Annotated in this window: 1 protein-coding gene; it reads right to left on the bottom strand. The window is 69.7% G+C overall.

The window, feature by feature from the left end:
• Window positions 1–6,607: amino acid adenylation domain-containing protein (locus MLGJGCBP_RS14820; RefSeq protein WP_442972102.1), on the bottom strand; the 6,607-nt coding region annotated here is incomplete at its 3' end.
• Window positions 6,608–6,621: the final 14 nt, after the last annotated feature.

The following is a 6,621-nucleotide window of genomic DNA, read 5'->3' as shown; positions in this document are numbered from 1 at the left end:
CCGCATACATCCCCACCACCATGTCCACCGACCGCCGCACCGCCACACCCACCGACGACTCCGGCCCCACCCCCACCGCGATCAACCACCGCGCCAACCGATGCACCCGCGCCGCAAACTCCCCATACGACAACACCACACCCGCGAACACCACCGCCGGAGCATCCGGAGACCGCACCACCTGCGCCTCGAACAACTCCACCAACGTCGAACTCGGCACCGCGTGCGACGTCGCACTCCACGACCCGACCACCAACCCCCGCTCACCCGCCCCCAAAACCTCCACATCCCCCACCACAGAATCCGCACCCCGCGCGAACGCCCCCAGGATCCGGACCAGGCGGCCGGCGAGCGTGGTGACGGCGGCCCGGTCGAGGATTCCCGGCTGGTAGCGCAGGCTCAGCCGCAGTCGCGGTTCGACGATCGTCAGCAGCGTGACCGGGTAGTGCGTGGCGTCGCGAGCATCGAGACCGGTCACCCGCACGCCGCCGATGTCGGTGCTCTCGTCCAGTCCGGACGTGTCGATCGGGTACGACTCGAACACCGACAGCGTGTCGAACAGATTGCCCAGGCCCACCCGCGACTGGATGTCGCCGAGGCCGAGGTGATGGTGGTCGAGGAGGGCCGTCTGCTCGTCCTGCAGGCGGGCGAGCAGTCCCGCGACGGTCTCGTCCGGGTCCAGTCGCACGCGCACCGGCACCGTGTTGATGAACAGTCCCAGCATGTTCTCGACACCGGACAGTTGCGGCGGACGACCGGACACGGTGGCGCCGAAGATCACGTCGTCGCGGGAGACCAACCGGGACAACAGCACCCCCCACGCTGCCTGGATCACCGTATTCATGGTGACACCGACGCCTGCGGCTGTGGTGGCGAGTCCGTCGAGAATCCCGGCCGGCAGGTCGACGTCGAGTTCGTGGGGCACACCGTAGAGCGCCGCGGACGCGTGCGGCGCCACCAGCGTCGGCTCCTCGACACCGTCGAGTGCTCGTTCCCAGGCCTGGGCCGACCGTTCCGTGGCCCGGTTCGCGACCCATTCCAGGTACGTGCGGTACGAGGGCGGCTCCGGGAGTCCGGCCGGGTCGCCGCTCGATGCGTAACGGACGAGTAGTTCCCGCACGAGCAGCGGCATCGACCAGCCGTCGAGAATGATGTGGTGGTTCGTGATCGAGAGGACGAATCTGCCTGGTGCGGTGTGGAACAGCGTCAGCCGGAGCAGCGGCGGCCGGGCGAGATCGAAGCGAGCACTGCGGTCCTCGTCGAGAAGCCGCACGAGTTCCGTCTCGGTCCCGGCGATGGTGAGATCGACCTCCCGCCACGGCACCTCCACCGCGTCGAGAACAACCTGCGCGGGTACCCCGTCGTCGTACACGAACGCGGTCCGCAGATTCGCGTGGCGGGCCAGCAGTCCGGCGGCGGCCGCGCGCAGGCGAACCGTGTCGACCTCGCCTTCGAAGTCGATCCGCAGTTGGGCCGTGTAGACGTCCATCGACTCCGCGGCCAGCGAGGCATGGAACAGCAACCCCGACTGCAGCGGCGACAGCGACCACACGTCCTGCAGCGCCGGGAACCGCTGCTCCCAGCGGTCGATCTGCTGCTGGTTCGCCGGCACCAACGGAAGGTCGGACGGTGTCAGACCGCCCGCATCCGGTCGTGCCGTGTGCGCGGCGAGTCCCTGCAGGGCACGGCGCCACAGGTCCGCGAACGCCGCGACCTCCGAATCGGGGAGGACGCCGGTCGGGAACGCGAACGACGCCCGTAGCCGGGGGCCCTCGGGAGTGTCGGAGACGAAGGCGTTGATGTCGATCACGGAGGCGACTGGCATGTCGGGGTTCCTGGTGCCGCCGAGTGTGCTCTCCACCGGCAGCCAGTCGTCGCCTCCGCCGGTGAGGGTCACCCGGCCGAGATAGTTGAAACTGACTTGCGGAGAGCGGAATCGGCGGAGTGCCTCCGACGTCTCGTCGTCCAGGTAACGCAGCAGTCCGAAACCGATGCCGTGATCCGGGATCGCGAGCAATTGCTCCTTGACGGCCTTGACCGCTTGCCCTGCCGCGGCGCCGCCTGCCAGGGCGTCGTCGACATCGAGTCCGGTGAGATCCAACCGCGCCGGATACACGGTGGTGAACCATCCGACGGTGCGGGACAGGTCCGCGCCCGGGACGATCTGCTCCTCGCGGCCGTGGCCTTCGAGGGTGAGCAGCGCGTCCGGCACAGCGGCGCCGCGTTCCCGCCGCCAGGCGACCAGTGCCAGCGTGACCGCGGTGAGCAAACCGTCGCCCACCGTCCCGTGGAATGCACCCGGCAGCGTGGTGAGCAGGGCGTCGGTCACCGCCGTCGGCACGTCGACCGTGACGGTGCCGACGGTCGCGTCGACGTCGATCACCGGATCCAGCGGGCGCGAACCGATCAGCGGATCGGGGCCGTCGAGGATCTTCTCCCACGACGCGAGTTCGCCCGTCCGGGTCCGCACGGCCTCGGACAGGCCGTGCGACCATCGCCGCATCGACGTTCCGACTTCCGGCAGCGCGGGTGTGAGTCCGGCCTGGAGTCGGCCCGCCGCCGACGCGAGGTCCGCCACGAGAATCCGCCAGGAGACACCGTCGACCACGAGGTGGTGCACCACCACGAGCAGTCGCCCGACGTCGTCCGGGACGTCGAACCAGACCACGCGCACCATGCGGGCGGCGGCCGGGTCCAGGTGGTCGGCCGCAGCATCGAGTTCGGCGCCGGCGAGTGCGGTGAAGCCTTCTCCCTGCACCGTTTCGACCGGCACCCGGCGGACGTCCCCCGGTATCGAACCCGCAGGCAGCACGTCCATACCGTCCGCGGACACCCGCGCCCGGAGCATGTCGTGCCGGTCCAGTACCGCCTCGACGGCGCCGACGAGCACCTCGTGAGTGAGACCGGCGGGGGCGGCCAGCAGCAGCGCCTGTGAGAACCTGTCGAGCCGTCCGCCGCTGCGCTCGAACATCCAGCGCGCGACAGGTGTCAGCGGCAGGGGGCCGACGCCACCGCCCGGCAACTCGCCGAGAGCGACGGTGCCGTCGTGGTCGAATCGCGCGGCCGCGGCGAGTCCGGCGACGGTTCGGTGGTCGAATACGTCTCGGGGAGAGAGGATCACACCGGCAGCTCGTGCGCGGGCCACCAACTGGATGGACAGGATGCTGTCGCCGCCGAGGGAGAAGAACGAATCGTCCGCGCCGACCGAATCCAGTCCGAGCACGTCCTCGAACAGTCCGGCGAGAAGTTCCTCGATCTCGGTCTGCGGCGGCCGGCTTCCGGAACCGGTGAAGTCGGGTGCCGGAAGGGCTGTGCGGTCGAGCTTTCCGTGAACGGTCAAGGGAAGCGAGTCGAGTACCACGAGCGCGGCCGGAACCAGGTACGACGCCAGCCGGCCGGCGGCGAAGTCGAGGAGTGCCCGCGAATCGATCGTTGCACCGGGTTCGGGCACCACGTACCCGATCAGCCGGTCGCCGACGCCGTCGGCGTGCCACACGCTCGCCGCCGCGTGGGCCACGGAGTCGTGGGTGAGCAGCGCCGACTCCACCTCGCCGAGTTCGATCCGGAAGCCCCGGATCTTCACCTGGGAGTCGGTGCGCCCGAGGTACTCCAACTGCCCGTCGGGGAGCCAGCGCGCCCGGTCCCCGGTGCGATACATCCGGCTGCCCGGTGGACCGAACGGATCGGCGACGAAGCGTTCGGCGGTGAGCGGGTGCCGCCGGCGGTAGCCGCGTGCAAGGGCCGGACCTGCGAGGTACAACTCTCCGGCGACGCCGGCCGGTACCGGGTGCAGTCGTGAGTCGAGCACGGTCTCGGCGAACCCGCGGGTGGGTGTGCCGATGGTGACCGGTTCGCCCGGCACCAGTTGGTCGCTGATACTCGACACGACCGTCGCCTCGGTCGGCCCGTACGCGTTGAACATGCGCCTGCCCGGCGCCCACCGGGCGACCAGTTCGGGCGGACACGCCTCACCGCCGGTGACGACGCACTCGAGGGCGGTGAGTCCGGCGGGGTCGACCGACGAGAGCGCCGCCGGAGTGACGAAGCAGTGCGTGACGCGCTCGGTTTCCAGCACCCGCGCCAGTTCGGCGCCGCCGTAGACCGACGGTGGTGCGATCACCATCGTCGCTGCCGCACCGACCGCCAGCAGCAGTTCGAGGACGGACGCATCGAAACTCGGTGATGCGAAGTGCAGGGTCCGGGATTCGGGTGTCGTGCCGAACGTCTCCCGCTCCTGGGCCGAGAAGGCGGCGAGACCGCGGTGGGTGGTGACCACGCCCTTCGGGGTGCCGGTCGACCCCGACGTGTAGATGAGGTACGCCGGATTGTCGGGCCGGATGGGCGCGATCCGTTCGTCGTCGCCGATCGCCGACGACGGATGGCGCGACAGTTCGTCCTCGATGCCGGGGTCGTCCAGCACCAGCCACGGCACGACGTCGGGCAGTGCGCCTCGCTGCGCGGATCCGGTGAGCCCGCACACGGCGCCGGAGTCGGTGAGCATGTATTCGATCCGCGCCGGTGGGTGATTCGGGTCCACGGGGAGGAAGGCCGCACCCGACTTCGCGACCGCCCAGACGGCCAGCACGGATTCGACGGACCGCGGCACACACAGCGCGACCACCGACTCGGGTCCGACACCGCGCTCGATCAGCATGCGGGCCAACCGGTTCGAACTCCTGTCGAGGTCTGCGTAGCGGACGTCACTTCCGGCGAAGACCAGCGCCGTGGCCTCCGGATCGTGCGCGACCGCGTCGGCCATCAGGTCCGGCAGCGTCCGCGGCGCGACGGCCGCGCCACCCGGCACCGGGACGAGCAGGGCCCGCTCCAGGGATCCGAGGATGTCGATGTCGCCGACCCGGGCGCCGGGGTCGGCGGTGACCTCCTCGAGGATGCGCACGAGTCGTTCCGCGAAGCCGATCGCCGTGTCCTCGTCGAAGAGGTCCGTCGCGTAGCCGAGACCCGCGGCGATGCCTGCCGGGTTGCCGTGTTCGTCGAACTGCTCGGCCAGGGTCCATTGCAGATCGAAGTTGGCGGAATCGATCTCGAAGTCGATGTTCCGGACCTGCAGGTCCGGCAGTTCCAGCGTGGGGCGTTCGATGTCCTGGAACTCGAGCATCACCTGGAACAGCGGCGCGTACGCCGTGACCCGGGACGGGCTCAGGACCTCCACCACCCGTTCGAACGGGACCTCCGCGTGCGTGAAGGCACCCAGATCGGTTTCCCGGACACGACCGAGGAACTCGGCGAAGGTGTCGCCGCCGTCGACGTGGGTGCGCAGGACGAGGGTGTTGACGAACATGCCGACCACGTCGTCGAGTTCACGTTCACCGCGACCGGCGACCGGAGTCCCGACGGCAATGTCGTCCGCGCCGCTCACGCGTGCCAGCACGACCGCCAGCGCGGCATGCAACGTCATGAACACCGTGGTGGTGTGTTCCCGCGCCAGCCTCACGATGCCGGCGTGAATGTCCGGGTCGATCAGGAACTCGACGTGACCGCCGCGAAGTGACCGGACTGCGGGCCGGGGACGGTCGGTGGGCAACTCCAGCAGTTCGGGCAGGTCCGACAGCGTCGTGGTCCAGTAGGCGAGCTGCCGCGCAATGGGCGACTGTTCATCGGATTCCGATCCCAGCCACTCCCGCTGCCACAGCGCGTAGTCGGCGTACTGCACGTCCAGGGGTGCCCAGTCCGGGGCGGACCCGTTCGCCCGGGACGCATACGCGGCCATGACATCCCGGGCCAGCGGTGCCATCGAGAAGCCGTCGGCCGCGATGTGATGGACCACTACCGCGAGCACGTGTACGTTGTCGTCGAGCCGGAACAGTCGCGCGCGCAGCGGCACCTGCGTGGTGACGTCGAATCCTGCGGACAGCAATGTCAGCGATTGTTCGCGGAGTGCGGCTTCACCGGGCACAGCGACCGGTTCGAGGTCGGGCACCGCACTCGCCGCGGGCAGAATCACTTGGCGGGGGCCGTCGTCGGAGAGGGGGAAGAGGGTGCGCACGGCCTCGTGCCGTTCTATGACGTCGGCGACCGCCGCCTGGAGCGCGGGCACGTCGAGCCGGCCGTCGAGCCTCAGTGCGAAGGCGACGTTGTAGGCGGAGGAGGACGTGTCGAACTGGTTGATGAACCACATCCGCTGCTGGGCCGGCGACACGGGGACTTCCGCGGTGCCTTCCCTCGGTTTCAGCGGGGGGCGGGCCTCGAGCCCTTCCTGCGACTCGGCCAGCAGCGCCAGACCCGCGACGGTGGGGGCGTCGAACACGTCGCGTAGTCCGATCCGGTCTCCGACGACCGCATTGATCCGGGCCACCAACCGGGTGGCGATCAGCGAGTTCCCGCCGAGGTCGAAGAAGTTGTCGTGTGCGCCTACCCTGTCGAGTCCGAGCAGGTCGGCGCAGACGGCGGCCACGATCTCTTCGATCGGGGTCCGAGGGGCCACGAAACCTTCGGTCATGCTGCCGAATTCGGGGGTCGGCAACGCCTTCCGATCGAGTTTGCCGTTCACCGTCACCGGCAACTCCGGCAACACCACCACCACCGACGGCACCATGAACCCCGGCAACACCACCGCCGCCGACTCCCGCACCGCCCGCTCGTCCACCACCATCCCGGCCGCCG

The organism is Rhodococcus sp. T7 (genome assembly GCF_009872365.1).
Lineage (GTDB): Bacteria > Actinomycetota > Actinomycetes > Mycobacteriales > Mycobacteriaceae > Rhodococcus_F.
This window is presented reverse-complemented; position numbering and strand designations above follow the sequence as displayed.